The sequence below is a fragment of the Algoriphagus namhaensis genome (assembly GCF_042649705.1).
Classification (GTDB): Bacteria; Bacteroidota; Bacteroidia; order Cytophagales; family Cyclobacteriaceae; genus Algoriphagus; species Algoriphagus namhaensis.
Genome location: NZ_JBHRZS010000007.1, coordinates 1489261 through 1510846, shown reverse-complemented (window position 1 = coordinate 1510846; position 21586 = coordinate 1489261). Strand labels below are relative to the sequence as shown.

Here is a 21586-nt window from a genome sequence, read left to right as displayed (position 1 = left end):
ACTAGCTGTGCCTGTCCTTTATTTTAATCGAGCTTTCCAAGATGCTTTTAAGAAAAATTTATCAAAAACATAGAATCCCATCCATGAAAAACATATTTCAATGGCTACTGCTTTGCCTTATTTTCTTGCATTCGGTAGCAACAGTTTCAGCACAAGAGAAGGAACTCAAAGTTTTCCTTAACCCTGAAAATACACATTATATCAAGGGTACAGGTTTGGGTCAAATCTGGGTTCGCTTTACGGATTTCAATCCAGGTTCTACGATCTTTGATACTCCACGGGAAAATGGATTTGACGTAGGACTGCGTCGGGTTCGATATCAGGTCTTGGGTCAGATTACGGATCAAGTTTTCATTTATACCCAATTTGGCATCAATAGTTTTGGATCTCTATCTGGTAGAAAACCAGGAATGTTCCTCCATGATGTCACCGCCGAGTATGCAATCATACCTGGTAAATTTACTTTGGGAGCAGGACTGCATGGCTGGAATGGCACGGTGCGGTATTCTTCTTCTTCTGTGGGAACAATTCTAGGGCTTGACCTGCCGATTATCGAAGAAGCTACCAATGACCTCACAGATCAATTCGTGAGAAAACTTGGGGTCTATGCAAAAGGTCAATTGGGAAAATTGGATTACAGACTTTCGGTTTCCAATCCTTTTCCAATTCAAACGGCTTTGTCTCCAATTCCAACCTTGCCGGAAGACCGAGTCAATGAAGCTTTCTTTAGTGAAGAAGCTCCTGCTTTACAGTACCAAGGTTACTTTTTCTGGCAATTTTGGGAAAAAGAGAGCAATCAATTGCCTTATATGGTGGGTAGTTATTTGGGAAAGAAACGTGTTCTTAATCTAGGTGGAGGTTTTGCTAGTCAGGCTCATGCTCTGGAGTACCGGGCAGATATTAATGGTTATATCGTCCCTGTTTCGTCCAAGCAGTTTGGCCTAGATGTGTTTTTAGATTCGCCTTTGGATGCGGACAAAGGAACCGCTTTAACTGCATATGCTGCCTTTATTTCTTACAATTTTGGACCTAATTATCTCAGAAATGGTGGAGCCATGAATCCTGCAAATGGTACAAATGCCATGTCCACATTTAATGGAGCGGGTAATAAATACCCATTGATTGGAACTGGTGAGATCTATTATCTGCAAATGGGGTATCTCATGCGAAATGACCTTTTTGGAGATTTAGGAACCCTTCAGCCCTATTTTCAGTGGAGTATTTCTGACTTCGAGCGAGCATCTAACCCGTTCTCAGTGATGAACCTTGGGGTAAATTGGTTGCAAAAGGGAAATCGCTCCAAACTGTCTTTGGATTATCAAAGTCGGCCTATTTTAACCGAAGGTTCCAATGGTAAACTCATTAGTAATAGTGCAGAATCAAGAAAAGGAATGATTGTGATGCAATATCAATTTGCTTTTTAAGTCTTGCAGAAAGCTCGCTTTGACTTGTGACTTTAGCTCATCCAGAGGCAGTCTTGCCAGTCTGTAAACATATGGAATAACAGGCCCACTGCGATGATTCTTGTCTTGGGAAAGAAAAGCATTATCACATAAATGGCCATTGCAAAGTAGGAGTGAAGGGGATGATAGCCGATCCCACAGCGATTAGGATCAAAGATTGGGTCAGCCAAAAGATGATCGAGGTCCACCAGCATGGTGAGTAACATGACTATCCAAGCTTTCTTCCATTCCTTTCTAAAAAAGACAAATGCGATCAAGCCCGGAGCTAGCAAGTGAAGTCCGTAATGTACGATGGGTTGGAAGATGGAGGCCAAATCTGTCATGCTTCAATTTTGCTTTTTTGGTATTCTACCAAAGCCAAAGAAAGGACAATCGTGCATTCACCCGAAAAATATAGCCATCCAAATACAGCGATTATATCAATATGAGTTAATAGCATGACCAATGTCAAAGCGACGTAGCATGTATTTGCAATAGCAACGAGCCGAAGAAATGGTCTGGCGTCCTTAGGCTTAGAAAGAGCACAAACTAAGGAATAAGCAAAGAAAGTGACAGCAAGGGTTCCTAGAAACTTTAAAGTCCCTGCTGGCATCCCAAACCATTCTTGAAATGGTATGAGAAGACCAAAAATCAAGACACTTGTGGTGAACGCTCCAACAGCATCGATCCAGAAGAGTTGTTGGATGGTTGCCTTTTCGGCTAGTCGTTCAATCATAAAATATCTACCTAGTTTTGATCTGAAGTCAGTCTATGAAATTAAACATTCATTGATATTCCTTTTTGTCTTAATTGCTACGTTAATTCCCCAACCTGGCATAGAATGGCTTTACGGATCTGAAGACGCTTGAACCGTGCTTTATTTGTTGATAGATTCAAGCACCAATTTGACTAATTCTGCTTTGTCTCCATTTGGAATCCATCTAGCGACAATCACCAAATCATTGGTGGGATCAACATAAATCATATTCACTCCAGCTCCGAGGTGAAAGAAAGCATTACTGGGTGCTGCAGGAATGGCTTTTTGATCATTATTCAGAAAGTAATTCATAAATCCATAGTCTGGCTTTGCTGGTGTGGGTGTTTTGGATTTTGCGATCCAGGATTCAGGGATCAATTGCTTTCCATTCCAGTTACCATTGTGCAAAGTCAAATAACCAAAACGGGCCTGATCCCATGCCGATAGCATCATGCCTCCGCCCCAGTGTGAGCCACCAGAAACAGACTGAATGATTTGTCCATCTAAATTGATGTACGAGTTTTCATAGCCCGTCCATCTCCAAGTATCACTGGCGCCGATTGGGTCCATGATATGCTCTTTAAGTACGGTTGGCAGGGGTTTTCTCCAAATATTCAAAAGTGCCAAAGCCAATACATTTACTCGCGTATCATTATATTCGTAAACGGTTCCAGGGGCATTTTGTGGTCTTGCTCGCTTCTCTGCTACGCCTTCGCTGGGTCGATCGCCCCAATCAGGCTTTCCCCAAAGTGTGCCTTCCCAATCTGAAGTCTGACGGAGCAGATCATCCCATCGAATGCTTCTATTATGCTCCGTATCAAAAAGCTCAAATACGTCATCTTCATACACATGGTCTGCCTTGTTCATCATCATTCTGGCAGGATCATAGGGATAGATGGGAGCCATGTATGGATATACCAAATCCATCTCATCTCGAATCAAACCTTCTCGGACGGCGAGTCCAGCAGTGGTTGATAGGAAGCTTTTCGCTACGCTAAAAGTTAAGTCGACTCTATCGGGGTCTCCCCATTGACCGACTACTTTTCCTTTGTAAATAATCAGCCCCGAAGCCGGACCACGAGTTTTCATAGGGCCAATAGGATATCCAAAAGGTTCTCTTCCAAATCCGCTTTCGTAATGCGCAACTTTCAGATTGGGATTGGCATCACTTTCATGAGCGATAGCAAAATCAACTGCTTTTTTTAGTGCAGCTTCATTCATGCCCATATTACTAGGTAAAGCCTTTTCCCAGTTTCCTTTTTCGGGGAAATATTGGGCTTGGGCAAAACTGAATACACAGAGAAAAAAGAGAAGACTAAGTAGTTTTTTCATGAGGGGGAAATTTTTGGCAGTTTACCATTTTTTTGAGATTCTCTGTAAACCTCCCATCAAAAGCTTTCTTTATGTCTCAAAACTCTTTTTCTTTGACGGGGTTGATTTCAGTATAGTCACTAAAGGTAGAAAATCAAAAGACATGGAAGATCCGAAAATTTATATCATTGGAGCTGGCCTCTCGGGCCTTGTCGCAGCTATAGAATTGGAAAAAGCGGGTTTTTCTCCGGTCATTCTAGAAGCAGGAAGCGATATTGGTGGACGGGTGAAAACGGATGTCTCCAATGAATTTCGAATGGATCATGGCTTTCAGGTTTTATTGACGGCTTACCCTGAGACCAAGCATTATTTGGATTACAATGCACTTGATCTAAAAATGTTTTCTCCTGGAGCGGTGATTTTTGGTGAGCAGGAATCCTACATTATAGATGATCCAATCCGGAATCCATTGAAAATTGTAAGCATGGCTTTCTCTAAAGTCGGGTCTTTTCTGGATAAGGTAAAAATGTTTAGTCTCACTCAAGAGCTGAAAAAGAAGAGTGATGAAGACATATTTAACGCGCCTTCGATTCCCACTGCACAATACCTTCGAGACTATGGCTTCTCGGATCAGATTATTTCAAATTTCTTTGTTCCTTTTTTTCGTGGGATTTTCCTTGAGCCAAATTTGAATACATCCTCCCGCATGTTTGAGTTTGTGTTTAAAATGTTTTCCATTGGGAATGCAGCCGTTCCGGCAAAGGGAATGGGGGAGATTCCTAAAATGCTTCGGAAGCAATTATCCAACACCAAGATTTTCTTTAATTCTCCGGTAAAAGAAGTGCAAGGAGGTGCCATTCATATGCAAAATGGCGAGACCTATCTTGCCGATCGGGTAATTATCGCTACTCAACCTGATAAGGTTATGCCACAGCTTCAAGGTCAATTTGCACCTGCCCAACGTGTTACCAACCTGTACTTTTCAACTCAAAAATCTTTTATGGCTCGCCCTATGATTGGCTTAATTCCGGGAGAGGGACACTTGGTAAATAACATTGTATTTATGGATGATGTGTCTCCTGAGTATTGTTTGGGAGATCGTTCTTTGCTTTCTGTCACTGTTTTGAAGCATGACCTTTCAGAAAAAGATTTGATTAAGGCTGTTCAGCAGGAGCTTGAGCGCGTGTCTAGAATTAAAGGAGAATATTTCCGCCATGAGAAGACCTACGAGATCGAATATGCATTACCTGCACTGGACGATGTAAAGTATAGCATACCTCGTACTGAAGCCAAAATCGTGGATCATGTATATCTTGCGGGAGACTATCTCTTGAATGGTTCGATCAATGCATCGATGACTTCAGGCCGGATAGCGGCAGAGGCGGTAATTGGGAGCCTTATGCCTACTCATTGATTTTCATTCTTTTGGCTTAAGGGAATTTCTACCAAAAACCTGATGGTGCCTGTTTAGCCTATTCCACATCACCAACCAACCACTGCATTCCGTCCAAATAGAATCGGAGTAAATCTGGGTTTTCAAAACTTTGGGCATTGTGAGAAGGAGAGCAATACATGACTCTACCTTTCCCTTCCACTCGAATCCATGCGGCATAGGTTCGACCTTCAGTTTTTTCTTGGCCTTCTCTTTGATCCCTGATTTCTGAATTATTGAAATATAGTAAGGGAGTAAAATCTAAGTTTTCGTAGGCATTTTTATAAAAATATGGCTCGTCTACGTGGCTAAAACCCTCAACGGGAAATGCCTGCACCAAAGGATGATTGGGGTCGGCAAGTCGGATTCGGATTTCTTGCTGGGGTGGATGGTAGTCAAAGCTTCCACCTATGAGCTTACTGAATTCAGGAGAGTTGTTTTGCGTAGTGATCGCCCCATGAAGGACCATTAAGCCGCCTCCATTTTTTACATAATTTATAAGGTTGGATTCAAGCTCCATTGCCTTAGTCATCAAAGTCACTGAATCTGCATTTGATAGGACATTGAGCTGATCCCAAAATAGATTTCGATGATCTGAAATGGAGCAGGTATTGTTCAATACCACCAGGTCAAACTGATCGAGCTGGCCTTTTTCAAACCAGGAAATATCTTTCGATCCCTGTACGTCGAATGCTTCCGATTTTTTGCCAAGAATTTTGATCATTTCTTCGGTGTGAGGAATGACCCAATGTTCAAATCCTGTATGCAATGAAAATACGAGTACTTTCTTTTTCTTTTCATAATCCCAAGAGGTCTCCTCGGGAGCTAGGAATTCTATTTTTCCCAGCCAATTTTGGTCCAAGACTATCTCATTCAGGCCTTGAGCCATATTGTTGGTAATCAAGATTAAAGAAGCAAACAAAGATAGTAATACTCGATTCATAGAGATTGGGATAAATGGTGTCTGTAAGAAAGAATTATTTCAATATATTTATTGGAATCACCTTAATTACCTGAATTAATCATGATTCTCAAAAAAACATTCTGTCTTTTGTTTTTAATCGCCTTGATGACAAAGGTTGGTTTTGGGCAAAAGGTGAGTTTGACTGAAACCCCTACTGGTTTTGAATTCAGCTTGAGAAATGAAATAGTTCTTACCTATCAATCGACCAAGAAACCTGTGCCCGAAGGTGTCAATGAAGCCTTTAGCAAATCAGGTTTTATCCATCCCCTAAAATCACCTTCCGGTCAAATTTTGACCAGGATTCAGCCTCAGGATCATTATCACCATTATGGCATCTGGGGTCCATATACACGTGCTACGATTTCTGGGAGAGAAGTTGATTTTTGGAATTTAGGAGATGAAAAAGGGCGAGTTGATTTTGGGTATTTGATCTCCAAAAAACAAGCAGGAGGAGCTGCAGAACTGAATGTTCGTCAAAATCACATTGATCTGAAGGCTCCAGATTCTGAGCAAATTGCCATCAAGGAAGATCTCAGAATTAAAGTGAAGCCCAGTGATCAAGGTAGATATATGGTGGATTATACCTCTACGATTTTCACCGATTTGGAGGATGGAATTTTATTGGATGACTACAGATACGGCGGAGGGATTGGGTTCCGTGCCACTGAAGCTTGGGGTACAAATAATAGTAGCATTCTGACTTCTGAAGGGGATACTCGCAAAACCGCAGACGGCAAAAATGCCAAATGGGTAATGGTCACAGGTGAGACCGCAGATAAGTCAGGAACTTCAGGAATTCTTTTCCTGAGTCATAATACAAACAAATCCCATCCCGAGCCCATGCGAATCTGGCCAGAGGATAATTATGACGGAATAGGAAATGTATTTATAGAGTTTTGCCCGATCCGACATGAGTCCTGGCAGATTTTACCCAATCAACGCTATACTTTAAAATATCGGATGATCGTCTTTGATGGCACAATGAGCCCCGAAGAAGCAGAGACATACTGGGAGAACTTTGTAAAATAGAATCCAAACCCTGAAACCTAGAATTCACTTATCATGAAAAGAAGAAATTTTATCAAGAAAAGTGCGCTTGCAGCCAGTGCAATTGGTTTTCCTACCATTGTACCAGCTTCTGTTTTTGGCAAAAATGCACCAAGTAATAAAATTAACATTGGACAAATTGGCTGTGGTCGAATTGCCCGTGATCACGATTTGCCTGGAGTTTGGCAGCATGATGTGGCTCGCATTGTCGCCGTTTCGGATCTAGATAGCAATCGGATGACAGATGGCAAATCTTGGGTAGAGAACCACTACAATACTAAGCTAGGTAGTAAATACATGGATGTGAAGATGTATGAGGACTATCACGATGTGTTGAGTAATCCTGAAATCGATGCTGTCGTGATTAGCACTCCAGATCATTGGCATTCACAGCCAGCAATGGAAGCGGTTCTTGCCGGAAAGCATGTGTATTTACAAAAACCAACCTCATTGACTATCCGGGAAGGTCGTCAGCTAGCCGATGCAGTAAAGAAAACAGGAATGAAGCTTCAGCTGGGTACACAGCAGCGATCTAGCACTCAGTTTCGTAAAGCCGCAGAATTGGTGAGAAATGGGCGAATAGGTAAGCTTCATACCGTTCGAATAGGTCTACCCGGTGATCCGTCTGGCCCAGACGCACCTGCTATGCCGGTCCCTTCAAATCTGAATTATGAAATGTGGCTTGGTTCCACTCCCGAGATACCATACACTGAAATCGGCGTTCATCCTCAGCAAGGCTACGATCGTCCTGGCTGGTTGAGATTGGAGCAATATGGAGCAGGCATGATTACGGGTTGGGGTCAACATCATTTTGACTCGGCTGCTTGGGGAATGAACACCGAACTTACTGGACCAAAATACATCGAGGCTGTGGCAGAATTTCCAAGGTCAGGACTTTGGAATGTGCATGGTGATTTTATGGTCAAGGCTGAATATGAAAACGGTTTACAGATGTTTACGAGTGGAGGATACCCTAATGGAATCCGGTATGAGGGGGAAGAAGGCTGGATCTGGGTTTCTAGAGGAAATTACGTCGCCTCGGCATCTGATCCAGTATCTAAGGAAAATAGTTCCAAAGCCCTAGATGCTTCTGATCCACGCATTTTGGACTCTGTGATTGGCCCAAATGAGATTCACTTGCAGGTGAGTACCGAGCATCATGGCAATTGGTTAGGAGCTATTCAAAATGAAAATGAATTACTCTCCCCGGTGGAAATCGGGCACAGAGCATGTTCAGTTTGTTTGGTGAGCCATATCGCTATGAAAGTTGGACGTAAGCTTGAATGGGATCCGGTGATGGAGAGATTTGTCAATGATGAGGAAGCCAATTCCCACCTAGAAAGGGAGCAAAGAGCCCCATACGGAACGAATTACGTGAAAGCTTAACCCATGAATCTAAAATCGATTTGTTTTTATTTCACAATGATTACGGCTTTTGCTTCTTGTGATTCTCAACCCACTTCAGATTTTACTTCGACCAATTCTACTTCGACTATAAAGATCATGAATTTGGTTCCGGGCCATTTTCATGCTGGCTTGATTCATAAAAATATGTATCCCGAAGTAGATTCTACTATATCTGTTTTTGCGAGGCAAGGTCCTGAATTGGCGGATTATCTCAATCGCATAGCTGGTTACAACACTCGATCCGATGATCCTACCGGATGGAAGCTTGATGTAAACTTATCCGAAGATCCGCTAGAGGCCATGATCAAGTCAAAGCCTGGAAATGTGATGGTGGTGGCTGGGAAAAACGATGAAAAAATTGATTACATCCTAGAAGCGATCAAGCAGGGGATTCATGTTTATGCAGACAAGCCGTTGGTGATCAATCAAGAAGGATTCACTAAGCTCGAAGAGGCCTTTTCTTTAGCAGAGCAAAATGATTTGTTGCTATTTGACATCATGACTGAGCGCTACGAGATTACCTCTATTTTGCAAAAAAGACTTTCGCAAGTAGAAGCTATTTTCGGCATTCAAGAGAAAGGTACCACAGAAAATCCAGGGATAAGTAAGCAGTCGGTACATCACTTTTTTAAATATGTTTCTGGAAAGCCTTTGGTGCGGCCAGCATGGTTTTTTGATTCTCAGGTTGAAGGAGATGGTCTTGTCGATGTGACGACTCATTTGGTGGACTTAATCCAGTGGACTTTATTTCCGGAGGAAAATCTCCAATTCGAGGATGTAGAAATGCACTCGGCTAGACGTTGGCCTACCCCGCTTTCAGCAGAGCAATTTTTTACGGTAACAGGTGAAAAACTAGTAGGGGATCAATTGACACCTAACTGTAATGGAGATATGCACTATTCCTTGAGAGGAGTACATGCGAAGGTAAGCGTGATTTGGGAATTTCAAGCACCGGAAGGAGCTGGGGATACACACTATAGTATAATGAGAGGCTCCAAGGCAAATCTCCGGATCATGCAAGGCGAGGCAGAAGGCTATGTTCCGCAGCTTTTTGTTGAGCTGTTGGACAATCAGGCAGAGGCTTTAGAAAATCTGATCGAAACAGAATTTCAGGATGATTTTCCAGGTTTAGGATTCGAAATAGTGAATTCAAAAACCTATAAATTGGTAATTCCTGAATCCTACAGAAATGGTCATGAAGCTCAATTTGGTCAGGTGACAGATCAATTTTTAGAATATTTTTCTAAAGGACAATTGCCACAATGGGAGAAGGATTTTATCCGTGTTAAATATTATACCACCACCTTAGCGAGTGAAATGGCTCAAGCCAAATGAACTGTCTCGGCTCTGGGTAGTTAATCAAGTATCGAATCTATGACAACCTCTACTCAACCGAAGAAACTCACTGTAGCCATCGCCGGCGCTTCCGGTTATATCGGACGGTGGTTTATCCACCACTTTCATCAAAAATACAATATCATCGGCCTTAGTAGAAAGAAGGTCGCTCATAATCCAAATCCTAATGTACGGTGGAGACAGGTGGAGCTGTACTCCATTTCTTCCACCACTGAGGCGCTGAAAGATGTGGATGTCGCTATCTATCTAGTCCATTCGATGAGTGCGAGCACTCGTTTAAATCAAGGAAGCTTTGAAGACACAGATTTGCTTCTTGCGGACAATTTTAGCCGTGCTGCAGCCCTCGCTAATGTAAAGCAGATCGTTTATTTGGGAGGTTTGGTGCCAGAAGGAAAAGAAGAGGATTTGTCCCGCCATCTCATGAGTAGGCTAGAAGTGGAGAAAACTCTTGGTTCGAGAACTGCAAAACTCACAGCCTTGAGGGCATCAATCATCGTAGGTCCAGGCGGATCATCCTTTGATATGATCAAAAATCTGGTAAAAAACTTACCAGTGCTCATGTGTCCCAAATGGACGGAGTCGCTGACACAGCCTATTTCTCTTAAGAATACACTTGAGATTATGGACATCTGTGTGGGTAATCCGAATGTATATGATCAAGCGATAGAAATTGGTAGCCCTGAAGTCATGACCTATCGGGATATGCTTGCACGTACGGCCGAAGTGATGGGTAAAAAGAGACTCGTTTTTTCAGTCCCAGTCTTTTCACTTGGCTTGTCCAAATTTTGGGTAGGATTATTTGGTCAAGGACCGCCGCAGCTTGTTTACCCGCTTGTGGAAAGTCTGCGTCACACGCTTTTGGTATCGAAGGATAAGGCATTTACAGAAAAAGAAATAGAGTACTTGGATTATGAAACAGCAGTAAAAATTGCTCTAGAAACAACAGAGGAGCCCCTTTTGCCAAAGTTTGAGAAAACGGAAGGGATGAAGAATACTGTGCGAAGCATCCAAAGAATGACGAACCCGAGTGGGTATTCAGCAACTTGGGTAGCAAATCGCTACAATATTTGGTTACCTACATTTTTCAGTTTTTTAATCAATGGTAAAACCAATGAAAACGGTGAACTCGGCTTCCACTTGCTTTGGGGCAAAAAACCAATGCTCCAACTCACGATGATTCCTGATCGAAGTGACTCAGACCGTCAGCTTTTTTATATTACTGGAGGATGGCTCGTGAAGCGCTTTGACTATGGTTGGCTTGAATTTAGAGGAGTCCTCGATGGAAAGTATATTCTATCGGCTATTCATGAGTTTGTTCCCAGATTACCATGGTACATTTATGTGGCTACACAAGCAAAGATGCATGTTTGGGTGATGGCGCGGTTCAAAAACTATCTAGAAAGAAGGCAAACAGATTGAAGCTATGAATTAGCTTTTGTACCTTACTTTTCAACTTTTAATCTGAAAATATGAAATATCTGAGCTTTCAAAATGGCGATCAAATTCCTGCACTTGGTCTTGGTACATGGAAGAGTGAACCGGGCCAAGTTCGAAAAGCGGTCGTTTGGGCGATTGAAGCAGGTTATCGGCACTTGGACTGTGCTAAAATTTACCAGAATGAAAAGGAGGTGGGAGAAGGAATCGAGATTGCCATTCGATCGGGTTCGGTGAAAAGGGAGGATCTTTTTGTTACCTCCAAACTCTGGAATAATGCGCACAAGGCTGATCAGGTAAAACCTGCTTTGGAAAATACCTTAAAGGACCTTGGGCTGGATTACTTGGATTTATATTTGGTGCATTGGCCTTTGGCGTTTAAGTCAGGAGTGACATTTGCACAGGAAAGAGAGGATTTTTACACCTATGAGGAAGCTCCTCTGAGCGCTACGTGGCAAGCGATGCAAGAGATGAAAGAATTAGGCCTTGCAAGGCATATCGGTGTTTCCAATTTCAATCAAAACAAGCTAAATGAATTGGCTAGTTTGCCTGGCCAGCAGCCAGAAATGAATCAGGTGGAAATGCATCCCTTTTTGCCACAGGCTAATTTGGTGAATTATTGTAAATCACGTGCTATTCTGATCACAGCATATTCTCCCTTGGGCTCACCAGATTCACGATCTGAAAAGCATGCTAATGATCCCAAGCTGCTAGACAATGAAAAAATAAAGGAAATTGCAGATCGACATGGGGCAAGTGTTGGGCAGGTCCTGATCGCTTGGTCTATCGCTAGAGATATTGCTGTGATTCCCAAAAGCACGAATCGAGGAAGAATCGAAGAAAACTTCAAGGCGGCTGAGCTTCAACTCAGTGAGTCTGATCTCCAAGAGTTAGCCAATATAGGTGTAAACCATCGATTTGTCGACGGGTCTTTTTTTACTGGGGAAAACAGTCCTTATAACTTACATGATCTTTGGGATGATCATTGATTTACAAAGTATTAGCTCCTGCTAGTTAATCTTCAATTTCAAGGCTTTCAAGAATATCGGCAAGCTCATCAAAATCTTTGAGGCCAGGCTTTATCTCGTCCCCCGCATTTAGTGCGAGTCCCTTAAGTGAGATGCTTTCCAAGGTTTCCTGCAAGTTTTGAGGAGATATTCCCGAGCCCAAAAGGACATCGCAACTTCCGGCGAGCTGTCTTACTAATTCCAATTCCCGTTCTGAGAGTTCCTTGTTTTTAGAGGTTAAATGAAGATAAATTCCTTTTGATTTAAGGTCTTCAGCTAGCTCGGTCTTTACAGACTTTACGTGAGTGAGATCTTGCTTGTAAATGCAATTGAATCCTTTTTCGCGAAGAGAAACCAAAAGATCGATGCTCTTGTGCTCCACCCATTGCATGTCATAATCAGTAAGCAATCGAAGAACTTCTTCTTCAGATTCATTCTCCAGTTCAGCTGCATATTCCACTCCTGAAAGCCAACCCGTGATTTCCTTAAATGTCTGCGGATCGATTGATTTTTCTGCATTTGGAGAAATTTCGAAGCCTAAAAGATCTACATACATTCCGGCGCAATACCTTGCATCCGTTAGATTATTGACCGAATTGATCTTAACAAAAGTGCTTAAAGCCATAATTGGAATTCATTTGCCCGCAAAGGTAAGGAGGGAATAAGCACTAGAAAAGGTATCATGAAGGAATTGCGAAAGAATTGCCTTTTCTTTCAATTTACTCGTATTTTTAGGTCAGAATTAAATCGATGAGAAGAGTTATACTTTCCTTTGTTTTGCTTTTATCTTTTGCAGGCTGTGATCGAGAAATCGAAGAGCCTAGAAGCGATTTTGGCTTTGATTATCAGCCTCTTGAAATTGGGCTGTTTTGGACTTATGAAGTCGAACAGACGATCTATTTTGGTGAAAACGACTCGGAGACGAATTCTTTTTTTTACCGGGATAAGGTTCGCTCGTTTTTTATAAATGAGGAAGGAGAGCAGGTTTTTGTGGTCGATCGAGAAAAATCTGATGATCAAGTTGTTTGGACTCGAACCCTAAGCTTTACCCGCTTGATTAGAGACTTTTCTTTTGTGGAAAATCAAGAAAACCAGACCTTGGTTCCTTTGGTTTTTCCTCCAGATTTAGGCACAATTTGGGATGGGAATATTTATCAAGTCGAGGATACGGATGATTTTGAGGTTGTAAGTTCTGTGTCATTTGAAAAAGGTGATAGGAGTGAGGTGGATTTGGTAAGGGTACTTCAGAATGATGAAGATGATGAAATTACCTTTCGGGATCGACGCTATGAGATTTATGCAAATGGTATTGGAATGGTGGAAAAATACAGTGAAGTTGTAACTTATTGCTCCAGAAACGATTGTTTAGGTCAGCAATTAATTAATTCTGGGGAGATTACATTGATGAAACTGGTGGATTATGGGCAGGATTAAAGTACTTTTTTTGATAGCATGTCTGTTAATGCTGAGCAATTTTGCGCTAGCTCAAAATCGCTATGCGGTGTATTACAAATTTAAGCCACAAGAGACTTTTACCCTTTCCAATCCACAGGAATATTTGACGCAAGAGGCCCTGACCCGACGAGCTAAGGAAGGAGTAAGTGTGGATAGTTTAGATTTACCAGTAAGTTCCAAATACGTTTCTGAGGTGGAGGCTGCCAGTGAATACATTTTATACCATAGTAAATGGTTCAATGCTTCGATAGCCGTGTTGTCGGATGAAGCCGTTGAAACGGTTTCAGCGCTTCCTTTTGTCGAAAAGGTAGAATTCATTGCCCCTGGTTTTGTGACAAGGCCGAATGCGAGAATGCGCAATAGATTGTTTGCTTCAGTGACTTTGACGACTTGTTCCGACGAAAATAAGCGCACTCTGGGTACCAATGAAACCCCGTTTGACTTTCAAAATGAATTGCTTGGCATTCCAGAAATGCATGAAGAAGGCCTAAGAGGAGCAGGAGTGACTATTGCGGTCTTTGACGCTGGATTTCCGGGAGTTAATAACATGCCTAGTTTGAGCCATTTATTTTCCAAAGGCCAACTAGTAGCAAATTCTGATGTGGTTAGACCTTGGTCAGTGGATGTGTTTGCAGACAATCAACACGGAACAAATGTTTTTTCACTGATCGCCTCAGATGATCCTGAACTCCTTCAAGGCGGGGCACCAGATGCTAATTTTATTTTGGTGATCACTGAGGATGATAATTCAGAATATCGAATTGAAGAATATAATTGGGTTCGAGGTGCCGAATACGCCGATAGTCTGGGGACAGATATTATCCAAAGCTCTGTGGGCTATTGGGATTTTGATGACCCAAGTATGAACTACTCGGTAGAAGATATGGATGGTCAAACGGCGATCATTACGAAAGGTGCACAAATAGCCTCGGATAAAGGAATTCTTGTGGTCAATAGCTCTGGTAACTATGGTAGTGGTGAATCCTCGCTCGTAGCCCCAGCGGATGCTCGGGGAGTTTTGAGTATTGGTGCAACGACCAGCGATCTTTCTGCTGCTAGCTTCAGTAGCCGTGGACCAACGGGTGATGGGAGAATGAAGCCAGACCTCGCTACTTTCGGAAGTGGAGTTGCCTTGCTTCGATCCAATGGCTCACTTGGTTTTGCAAATGGGACTTCTTTCTCAGCTCCTCAAATCACTTCATTGGCTGCTGGATTAATGCAGGGTCGACCAGAATGGACAAAGGATGAGTTGATTGAAAATCTGCTCAGGAGTGGAAGCCAAGCAGATGACCCTGATAATATCCTTGGTTTTGGAATTCCAAACTTTTACAAGGCCTACTACGGAGAAATCCTCAGCGTCGAAGGACCAACAGAAGAACTCGTATGGAAGGTGTATCCAAACCCAGTTGAGGCGAATGAACTCTCAATTTTGATTGGAAACGAACTCTCTACCCGAGTTACCTTGATTGATATGAGTGGACGTAGAGTGGTCAGCCAGGAATTGAATCGAGCTTCAGTGCGAGAGCCGTACAAGCTTTCTTTAGACCTTGTAAGACCAGGCATCTATGTCATCGAAGCGATCGATGGAAGACAAGTAAGACAAATGAAAATTTTCAGAAAATAAAGAATTAAGGCCAAACAATATGTCAATCCAAGTGGCTCCGTCCATTCTTGCTGCAGATTTTGCAAACCTACAATCAGAGGTAGAAATGCTTAATGCCTCTGAGGCAGATTTTATTCATATAGATATCATGGATGGGGTTTTTGTTCCCAATATTTCCTTTGGTATACCCGTGACCAAAGCCATTCAAAGTCATGCTACCAAGCCTTTGGATGTACATCTCATGATCCAAAATCCAGATGATTACTTGGGAGCTTTTCGCGATTGTGGGGCAGAGATAATTTCTGTACACTATGAAGCCTGTCCGCACCTGCATAGGACTTTGCAGGGTATTCATAGCCTAGGTGCGAAGCGAGGGGTAGCCATTAACCCACATACTTCTATTGATTTGCTTTCTGAAATAATCACTGATATTGATTTGGTGTGTTTGATGTCTGTGAACCCTGGATTTGGAGGTCAAAAATTTATTGAAAACACCTATGAGAAAGTAAAAAGACTTAAATCTCTAATAAATCAGAAGGGGGCAAAGACTTTGATAGAAATCGATGGCGGAGTGAATCTACAGAATGCACCAAAACTCATGGAGTGCGGCGCCGATATTTTGGTAGCTGGCAGCTTTGTCTTCAATTCAGAAAATCCAGTCCAGACCATTTCTGCATTGAGATCTTTAGCCTAAGTGATAGGCGAACTTACCATTTATCATAAAAAAAGCTAAATAACCCATTTTACATTGATTTTTAAGGCGTTTTTATATTTCTTGAAAGTTGATAAAATTAAACTAACAAGACGTATGAAAAAATTACTGCTCTTTGGAGCGCTATTTGCCTTTGTAGGATTGACTGCTTTTGCACAAGAAGCAGATGAAGCCGTGACTGATGAAGAAATCCAGAAATTCGCAAACGTTGAGTTTTTGACCGCTGTATTTGTAAATGAAAAGACGGAGGAGCTCAAGAGCATGATCTCAGAAAATGAGATTTTCCAAGGGGGTGCACGTTACAATGAGATTAAGGCTGCTTGGGGTGATGACGCCAAAATGGCTGAAGCCAACGTAACTGAAGAAGAGAAAGTAGCTTATCAAAATGTCCTCGACTTCATGGGTGGATTGCAAGAAAGTGCAAAAGAATATAAGACGGAGTTGATTATGGACGACGAAGTTTTGGGTGTATCCACTTACAACAAAGTAAACGGAGCCAGATCTGCTGATGCGGCCGTACAAGAGAAAATCGACGCTATAGTGGAAGAGATGAAAGCCACTAAAGCGGAGGATACTTCGGCTGAAGAAACTGATGGTTGATCTTAAAGAATAATTAGAGTTAAAAGCCTCCGAGTGGAGGCTTTTTTTTATTTTACACCAAGATTCAACCTTGGACGTTTACCATCTATGAGATTTACAAAATATATACTTTTCGCTTTATCCCTTTTGATTTGTTCGGTCTCACAGGCCCAAGAAGAAGATATCTTTGGGATCTCGGAAAAAGCCAAAGCGCCTAAAAGCAATAGTTCGGTGGGGAATGTATTTAGAAATGTCTTAGAGCAATTTAGCTTAGAGATATCTGGCGGCGCAGCGTATCATCAAACCAAGATGCCTTTTTATTCAGAAACCCCTTATAATTTTCCTTTTTATCAGTATCAAAATTTTGACAATAAATTGGAGCTTACAGAGGAAACTCCCATCGACATGAAGTCGAGTGATTGGGCTATGCCTCTGAATGCAGGTATCCGGATTAATTTATTTAGCCTTTTGACCATAGGTGGTGGCTATGGTCGGGAGTGGGGAAATTTCTCAAATATGCGAGGCGGAGATCATGAGTTTAATTTTGATGCGTCCAGCTATCAGGTGAGCAAATTGTATGGCACGGTGGGCTTGGTACTTTATGACGCCAAAAGAAGACAAAGCTTTCTGAAATGGCAGTATAGGAGGTATTCTACCAATAACCTTTATATGATGTCTGAGCTCACTCAGCGTGCAAGACAGGTTTATCCTTGGAGATTTATTTTAGAGGCTGAGTTTGGTCAATTGGATTTGAAGCAGTCCATGGACCAATATGTTTCGGTGAGTGAAGACCCGTATTTCGGCTTGGGCTTGCGGATAGAAAGAGACTTTTCGGAGTATACCAAAATGTTTGTCAAGGGAGGTGCGGAATTCAGAAGTTTTGTGTATTCCAATCCCTTACTTCCAGAGATTCAAACGCTTGACCAAAATGTCTATGCACTCCAGGTGGGTTTCTCGGTTCGATTCCCAGGTACTAAGCGATGCAAAATAGGGGGTTGTGGAGTAGTAATGAAACATATGCACAATGGAGTGGAATATAGAGGTAGTGGAATTTTTAATTACCAAAACCGAAAAATTGGTCAATGGTACTGATCAAAAATCTAGTAACGAACTAGCTTAAATCTCTTTTCAAAACCTTAGGGTTTTTACTATCTTGCGGACTGATTTAATTCACCCAGATAGCAATTTATGGCTCAAGGAGAAAACGAGAACATTATACCCATTAATATTGAAGAGGAAATGCGCGGTGCCTACATCGATTATTCGATGTCGGTTATTGTTTCCAGGGCACTTCCAGATGTAAGAGACGGGATGAAGCCGGTTCACAGAAGAATCCTTTACGGGATGCAAGAACTAGGCGTACTACACAATAAACCCCACAAAAAATCAGCGAGAATTGTCGGTGAAGTCCTGGGTAAGTACCACCCTCATGGAGATTCTGCAGTATACGATACCATGGTGAGAATGGCACAGCCATGGTCTTTGCGATATCCGCTTGTGGATGGGCAGGGTAACTTTGGCTCTATTGATGGAGATAATCCTGCGGCCATGCGATATACTGAGGCAAGGCTGAAGCGAATCGCTGAAGAATTGTTGATTGATATCAATAAGGAAACTGTCGATTTTCAATTCAACTTTGACGACTCACTGAAAGAGCCAGTTGTACTACCTGCCAAAGTTCCTGCTTTGCTTTTGAATGGTGCTTCGGGTATCGCTGTAGGTATGGCTACTAACATGGCTCCTCACAACCTGGGAGAAGTCATAGACGGAATCATCGCCTATATTGATAATCGTGAAATTACCGTTTCTGAATTGATGGAGTTTATCAAAGCACCTGATTTTCCTACCGGAGGTATCATTTACGGATACAATGGAGTAAAAGCTGCTTTTGAAACTGGCCGAGGTCGTGTTGTTGTTCGTGGCAAAGCCAATGTGGAAACCAAGGATGGTGGAAACAAAGAAATGATTGTGATCACTGAGATTCCATACATGGTCAATAAGGCGAGCATGGTGGAAAAAACAGCTCAGTTGATCAATGAAAAGAAAATTGATGGTATTTCTGCCATCCGAGATGAATCGGATCGCTCGGGAATGCGCGTGGTTTATGAATTGAAGCGGGATGCAATGCCAAGCGTCGTCCTAAACAACTTGTATAAGCACACCCAGCTTCAAACTTCCTTCTCTGTAAATAATGTCGCCCTAGTAAAGGGACGTCCTTATACCTTGAACCTGAAGGATCTGATTGTTCACTATGTTGAGCATAGACATGAGGTAGTTGTACGAAGGACAGAATATGAGCTTAAAGAAGCAGAAAAGCGAGCTCACATCCTTCAAGGATATCTGATCGCGCTTGATAATCTGGACGAGGTTATTTCCTTAATTAGAAGTTCTGCGGATCCTGAGACGGCCAGAAATGGTTTGATGGAAAAGTTTGAGTTGAGCGAAATTCAGGCAAGAGCAATTTTGGATATGAGATTGCAGCGTCTTACCGGAATGGAGCGCGACAAAATCATTCAAGAATACAAAGAGATCATGGCTCTGATCGATGAGCTCAAGGAAATTCTTGCTAATGAGGATAAGCGTATGGAGATTATCAAAGTCGAACTGACAGAAATGAAAGATCGCTATGCAGATGACCGAAGAACGGAAATTGAACACAATGCTGAGGATTTCAGCTATGAGGACATGATTCCGAATGAGGAAGTGGTGATTACTGTTTCGCATCATGGATACGTAAAGCGTACAGCGTTAACAGAATATCGTACTCAGGGAAGAGGCGGTGTAGGTTCAAGAGGCGTGAGCACGAAAGAAGATGATTTCACGGAATATCTTTTCACTGCATCTACGCATAATTATCTATTGATTTTCACTGATAAAGGAAAGCTATTCTGGCTTAAAACCTATGCTATCCCTGAAGGGTCCAAAACCTCAAAAGGTAGACCGATCCAAAACCTGATCAGCATTGAGCAAGACGATAAGATTCGCTCTATCATCCAAGTTGGTGATTTGAAGGATGAGGATTATTTGAATAATCACTTCCTGATTATGGTGACCAAGAACGGTATCATCAAGAAAACTACTCTAGAGCAATATAGTCGCCCAAGAACCAATGGTATCATCGCACTTAATATTAGGGAAGAAGATCAGCTCGTAAGTGTAAAAATGACCAATGGAGATCAGCACGTGGTGATTGCTGCCAATTCTGGGCGCGCCATTCACTTTCATGAGACGGCTGTTCGTCCGATGGGAAGGACTGCTACAGGGGTAAAAGCCATAACGTTAAATAACGATAATGACTATGTTATTGGCATGGTTTGTGCCTCCGAAGAAAATGCAACGTTGCTTGTAGTATCTGAAAATGGCTACGGCAAACGCTCTTACCTCAGCGAGTACAGAATCACCAATCGAGGAGGAAAAGGAGTAAAAGCTATGAACACTACCGAAAAGACAGGTAGGCTAGTAGCGATCAAAGAAGTGACGGATAATGATGATTTGATGATCATTAATAAGTCAGGAATAATCATTCGAATCTCCATGGACAATCTGCGAATCATGGGTAGAGCCACGCAGGGTGTTAAACTGATTCGACTTAGTGAAGGAGACCAAATTTCTTCTGTAGAAAAAGTAACTATCGAAGACGAAGAAGAGACAGAGGTAATCGCAACTGATGCCGAAGGTTCTGAAGAGTCTCCAAATAATAATGATGAGAAATTGGATTCTGGAGAAGAGTCCTCTGATGAAAAAGAATAATCAACCTAAAAAAGAAAATTTAATTTAACATGAAAAAGCTAATCTTATCACTGGCCCTCATTGCTGCGACCGGTTTAGCCTTTGGCCAAAAGAAAGTCGTTAGATCCGCGGAAAAGGGATTTAAGCAGGGTGATGTGGAAGCCGCACTCAATGATATCAATGCTGCACTTCAAGATCCTGAAACTAAGGATGATCCCGAGACAATGCTTCTAAAAGCTAAGATCCAAACCAAGATGTTTGGAATGGATTCAACCAACACAATGAGTAATCTTGAGGTAGGTAGAAGTGCTGTTGAAACTTACAACAAGGCTTTTGAAATGGGAGGAGGAGACAAGACTTCTGGAGTAGGAGAAATGGTCTATGAAGCTGATATACTAGGTGTTCCTGATAATTTGAGACCTTATTCCATTTTCACTCTAAAAAATACTGCTTTTGACAAGGCTATTGAAAGATATAACTCTGATGACTACGAGATGGCATATGAGTTTTTCGACCTTGCTGGAGAAGTTGATCTAAGTGATACTACAGTCCACTACAATGCTGGATTTCTAGCAAATGACCTTGGAAAGACAGAAGATGCTATTCGTCACTTCAATTACCTTTTGGATGTAGAGGAGTACAATAAAATAAACGCTTACTATTCTTTGGTACAAATTCAGAGCTCTCAGCAAAATCCTGAGGCTGCTTATGAAATCGTACAGAGAGGTAGAGCAGATTATCCAGACGATAAAGCACTTGCTGAGTACGAAATCCAATTGCTTTTGCAATTAGACAAAATGGATGAGGCAATGGCTTCTATCAAGGAAGCTTTAAAGAATGATCCAGAGAATACAGGTATCCTATTGAGATCAGGTTATCTGAAGGAGCAGTCTGGCGATTTGGATGGAGCCCTAGCAGACTATAAAAAATCTGTAGAGATTGACCCTAGTTATTATGAAGGCAACTACTACACTGGCGCTTTATTGCTAGACCGATCTCAAAAAATCATGAATGAACTCAATAACCTTTCTGATGAGGAGTGGGAAAAGAGATCTGAATCCATGGGCAAAGAAGCGAATGGTTTTTACGCTGAAGCCATTCCTTATTTCGAAAGAGCATTGGAGCAAAAGCCAGAAGATACCAATACCATGATTGTTTTGTTCCAAATTCACACCAGATTGAAAAATGAGGCAGAAGCGGAAAAATACAATGCAAAGCTTGTAGAACTTCTAGGTCCAAACTGGATGGAGAATTAAACATCACGCATTCCAAAAAAAGCTAATCCTTAGGGATTAGCTTTTTTCATTTAAAGGGGAATATGACTTGGTGATGCGGGATTTCGAAATGAATA

19 protein-coding genes are annotated in these 21586 nt (G+C 42.0%); 14 read left to right on the top strand and 5 right to left on the bottom strand.

Annotated elements, in window-relative coordinates:
- The first annotated feature begins 83 nt into the window (after positions 1-83).
- Entirely contained in the window at positions 84-1424 is a 1341-nt protein-coding gene (locus tag ACFOSV_RS14960; protein WP_377906838.1) for a hypothetical protein, read from the top strand.
- Positions 1425-1456: 32 nt separating this feature from the next.
- Here the strand turns inward: ACFOSV_RS14960 and ACFOSV_RS14955 are convergent, their stop codons facing one another.
- The 3 genes from ACFOSV_RS14955 to ACFOSV_RS14945 all read right to left on the bottom strand — a co-directional run bounded on the left by ACFOSV_RS14955 (position 1457) and on the right by ACFOSV_RS14945 (position 3531).
- The gene (locus ACFOSV_RS14955; RefSeq protein WP_377906837.1) at positions 1457-1786 is read right to left on the bottom strand and encodes a DUF6122 family protein; all 330 of its coding nucleotides are present in this window, start codon (positions 1784-1786) and stop codon (positions 1457-1459) included.
- A complete protein-coding gene (locus tag ACFOSV_RS14950; protein WP_377906836.1) occupies positions 1783-2178 on the bottom strand; it encodes a hypothetical protein in 396 nt (131 codons plus the stop codon). Before ACFOSV_RS14950 ends, ACFOSV_RS14955 begins: the two co-directional genes overlap by 4 nt.
- A 141-nt stretch (positions 2179-2319) precedes the next feature.
- Entirely contained in the window at positions 2320-3531 is a 1212-nt protein-coding gene (locus ACFOSV_RS14945) for a serine hydrolase domain-containing protein (protein ID WP_377906835.1), read from the bottom strand.
- 142 nt (positions 3532-3673) lie between these two features.
- On the opposite strand from ACFOSV_RS14945, the gene ACFOSV_RS14940 reads away from it, so the two are divergent.
- Positions 3674-4924, top strand: coding sequence for an NAD(P)/FAD-dependent oxidoreductase (locus ACFOSV_RS14940; protein ID WP_377906834.1), 1251 nt, complete (start codon positions 3674-3676; stop codon positions 4922-4924).
- Between the two features lie 58 nt (positions 4925-4982).
- Here ACFOSV_RS14940 and ACFOSV_RS14935 read toward each other — a convergent pair whose 3' ends face one another.
- Positions 4983-5885, bottom strand: coding sequence for a ThuA domain-containing protein (locus tag ACFOSV_RS14935; RefSeq protein ID WP_377906833.1), 903 nt, complete (start codon positions 5883-5885; stop codon positions 4983-4985).
- A gap of 81 nt (positions 5886-5966) precedes the next feature.
- On the opposite strand from ACFOSV_RS14935, the gene ACFOSV_RS14930 reads away from it, so the two are divergent.
- The 5 genes from ACFOSV_RS14930 to ACFOSV_RS14910 are packed head-to-tail and all read left to right on the top strand — an operon-like array spanning position 5967 to position 12139.
- Complete coding sequence (locus ACFOSV_RS14930; RefSeq protein WP_377906832.1) at positions 5967-6935, top strand: DUF6807 domain-containing protein; 969 nt, start codon at positions 5967-5969, stop codon at positions 6933-6935.
- 33 nt (positions 6936-6968) lie between these two features.
- On the top strand, positions 6969-8339 hold the full coding sequence (locus tag ACFOSV_RS14925; protein WP_377906831.1) for a Gfo/Idh/MocA family protein: 1371 nt from the start codon (positions 6969-6971) through the stop codon (positions 8337-8339).
- A 3-nt stretch (positions 8340-8342) separates the two neighbouring features.
- On the top strand, positions 8343-9695 hold the full coding sequence (locus tag ACFOSV_RS14920) for a putative oxidoreductase C-terminal domain-containing protein (RefSeq protein ID WP_377906830.1): 1353 nt from the start codon (positions 8343-8345) through the stop codon (positions 9693-9695).
- Positions 9696-9734: 39 nt separating this feature from the next.
- Positions 9735-11135, top strand: coding sequence for an NAD-dependent epimerase/dehydratase family protein (locus tag ACFOSV_RS14915; protein WP_377906829.1), 1401 nt, complete (start codon positions 9735-9737; stop codon positions 11133-11135).
- Positions 11136-11185: 50 nt separating this feature from the next.
- Positions 11186-12139, top strand: a complete 954-nt coding sequence (locus ACFOSV_RS14910; RefSeq protein ID WP_377906828.1) for an aldo/keto reductase — start codon at positions 11186-11188, stop codon at positions 12137-12139.
- Between the two features lie 25 nt (positions 12140-12164).
- Here ACFOSV_RS14910 and ACFOSV_RS14905 read toward each other — a convergent pair whose 3' ends face one another.
- Positions 12165-12782, bottom strand: coding sequence for a phosphoribosylanthranilate isomerase (locus ACFOSV_RS14905; protein WP_377906827.1), 618 nt, complete (start codon positions 12780-12782; stop codon positions 12165-12167).
- 125 nt (positions 12783-12907) lie between these two features.
- On the opposite strand from ACFOSV_RS14905, the gene ACFOSV_RS14900 reads away from it, so the two are divergent.
- The 7 genes from ACFOSV_RS14900 (at position 12908) to ACFOSV_RS14870 (ending at position 21491) form a co-directional block, all read left to right on the top strand.
- Positions 12908-13591, top strand: a complete 684-nt coding sequence (locus ACFOSV_RS14900) for a hypothetical protein (RefSeq protein WP_377906826.1) — start codon at positions 12908-12910, stop codon at positions 13589-13591.
- Positions 13578-15236 (top strand): S8 family serine peptidase, encoded by a 1659-nt coding sequence (locus ACFOSV_RS14895; RefSeq protein WP_377906825.1) that lies wholly within the window; start codon positions 13578-13580, stop codon positions 15234-15236. The genes ACFOSV_RS14900 and ACFOSV_RS14895 overlap by 14 nt, the downstream gene beginning before the upstream one ends.
- Before the next feature lie 19 nt (positions 15237-15255).
- Entirely contained in the window at positions 15256-15909 is a 654-nt protein-coding gene (rpe, locus tag ACFOSV_RS14890; protein ID WP_377906824.1) for a ribulose-phosphate 3-epimerase, read from the top strand.
- Positions 15910-16023: 114 nt separating this feature from the next.
- Complete coding sequence (locus tag ACFOSV_RS14885; RefSeq protein WP_377906823.1) at positions 16024-16527, top strand: hypothetical protein; 504 nt, start codon at positions 16024-16026, stop codon at positions 16525-16527.
- An 87-nt stretch (positions 16528-16614) separates the two neighbouring features.
- Complete coding sequence (locus ACFOSV_RS14880; protein WP_377906821.1) at positions 16615-17598, top strand: hypothetical protein; 984 nt, start codon at positions 16615-16617, stop codon at positions 17596-17598.
- 96 nt (positions 17599-17694) lie between these two features.
- Positions 17695-20256 (top strand): DNA gyrase subunit A, encoded by a 2562-nt coding sequence (gene gyrA, locus ACFOSV_RS14875; protein ID WP_377906820.1) that lies wholly within the window; start codon positions 17695-17697, stop codon positions 20254-20256.
- Positions 20257-20285: 29 nt separating this feature from the next.
- Positions 20286-21491 carry a tetratricopeptide repeat protein gene (locus tag ACFOSV_RS14870; RefSeq protein ID WP_377906819.1) on the top strand — a complete coding sequence of 402 codons (1206 nt, stop codon included), beginning with the start codon at positions 20286-20288 and terminating at the stop codon, positions 21489-21491.
- Positions 21492-21586 lie beyond the last annotated feature (95 nt).

Coding starts and splice junctions, on each gene's coding strand:
- ACFOSV_RS14960 (WP_377906838.1), top strand. CDS start 84: ATGAAAAACATATTTCAATGGCTACTGCTTTGCCTTATTTTCTTGCAT.
- ACFOSV_RS14955 (WP_377906837.1), bottom strand. CDS start 1,786: ATGACAGATTTGGCCTCCATCTTCCAACCCATCGTACATTACGGACTT.
- ACFOSV_RS14950 (WP_377906836.1), bottom strand. CDS start 2,178: ATGATTGAACGACTAGCCGAAAAGGCAACCATCCAACAACTCTTCTGG.
- ACFOSV_RS14945 (WP_377906835.1), bottom strand. CDS start 3,531: ATGAAAAAACTACTTAGTCTTCTCTTTTTTCTCTGTGTATTCAGTTTT.
- ACFOSV_RS14940 (WP_377906834.1), top strand. CDS start 3,674: ATGGAAGATCCGAAAATTTATATCATTGGAGCTGGCCTCTCGGGCCTT.
- ACFOSV_RS14935 (WP_377906833.1), bottom strand. CDS start 5,885: ATGAATCGAGTATTACTATCTTTGTTTGCTTCTTTAATCTTGATTACC.
- ACFOSV_RS14930 (WP_377906832.1), top strand. CDS start 5,967: ATGATTCTCAAAAAAACATTCTGTCTTTTGTTTTTAATCGCCTTGATG.
- ACFOSV_RS14925 (WP_377906831.1), top strand. CDS start 6,969: ATGAAAAGAAGAAATTTTATCAAGAAAAGTGCGCTTGCAGCCAGTGCA.
- ACFOSV_RS14920 (WP_377906830.1), top strand. CDS start 8,343: ATGAATCTAAAATCGATTTGTTTTTATTTCACAATGATTACGGCTTTT.
- ACFOSV_RS14915 (WP_377906829.1), top strand. CDS start 9,735: ATGACAACCTCTACTCAACCGAAGAAACTCACTGTAGCCATCGCCGGC.
- ACFOSV_RS14910 (WP_377906828.1), top strand. CDS start 11,186: ATGAAATATCTGAGCTTTCAAAATGGCGATCAAATTCCTGCACTTGGT.
- ACFOSV_RS14905 (WP_377906827.1), bottom strand. CDS start 12,782: ATGGCTTTAAGCACTTTTGTTAAGATCAATTCGGTCAATAATCTAACG.
- ACFOSV_RS14900 (WP_377906826.1), top strand. CDS start 12,908: ATGAGAAGAGTTATACTTTCCTTTGTTTTGCTTTTATCTTTTGCAGGC.
- ACFOSV_RS14895 (WP_377906825.1), top strand. CDS start 13,578: ATGGGCAGGATTAAAGTACTTTTTTTGATAGCATGTCTGTTAATGCTG.
- rpe (WP_377906824.1), top strand. CDS start 15,256: ATGTCAATCCAAGTGGCTCCGTCCATTCTTGCTGCAGATTTTGCAAAC.
- ACFOSV_RS14885 (WP_377906823.1), top strand. CDS start 16,024: ATGAAAAAATTACTGCTCTTTGGAGCGCTATTTGCCTTTGTAGGATTG.
- ACFOSV_RS14880 (WP_377906821.1), top strand. CDS start 16,615: ATGAGATTTACAAAATATATACTTTTCGCTTTATCCCTTTTGATTTGT.
- gyrA (WP_377906820.1), top strand. CDS start 17,695: ATGGCTCAAGGAGAAAACGAGAACATTATACCCATTAATATTGAAGAG.
- ACFOSV_RS14870 (WP_377906819.1), top strand. CDS start 20,286: ATGAAAAAGCTAATCTTATCACTGGCCCTCATTGCTGCGACCGGTTTA.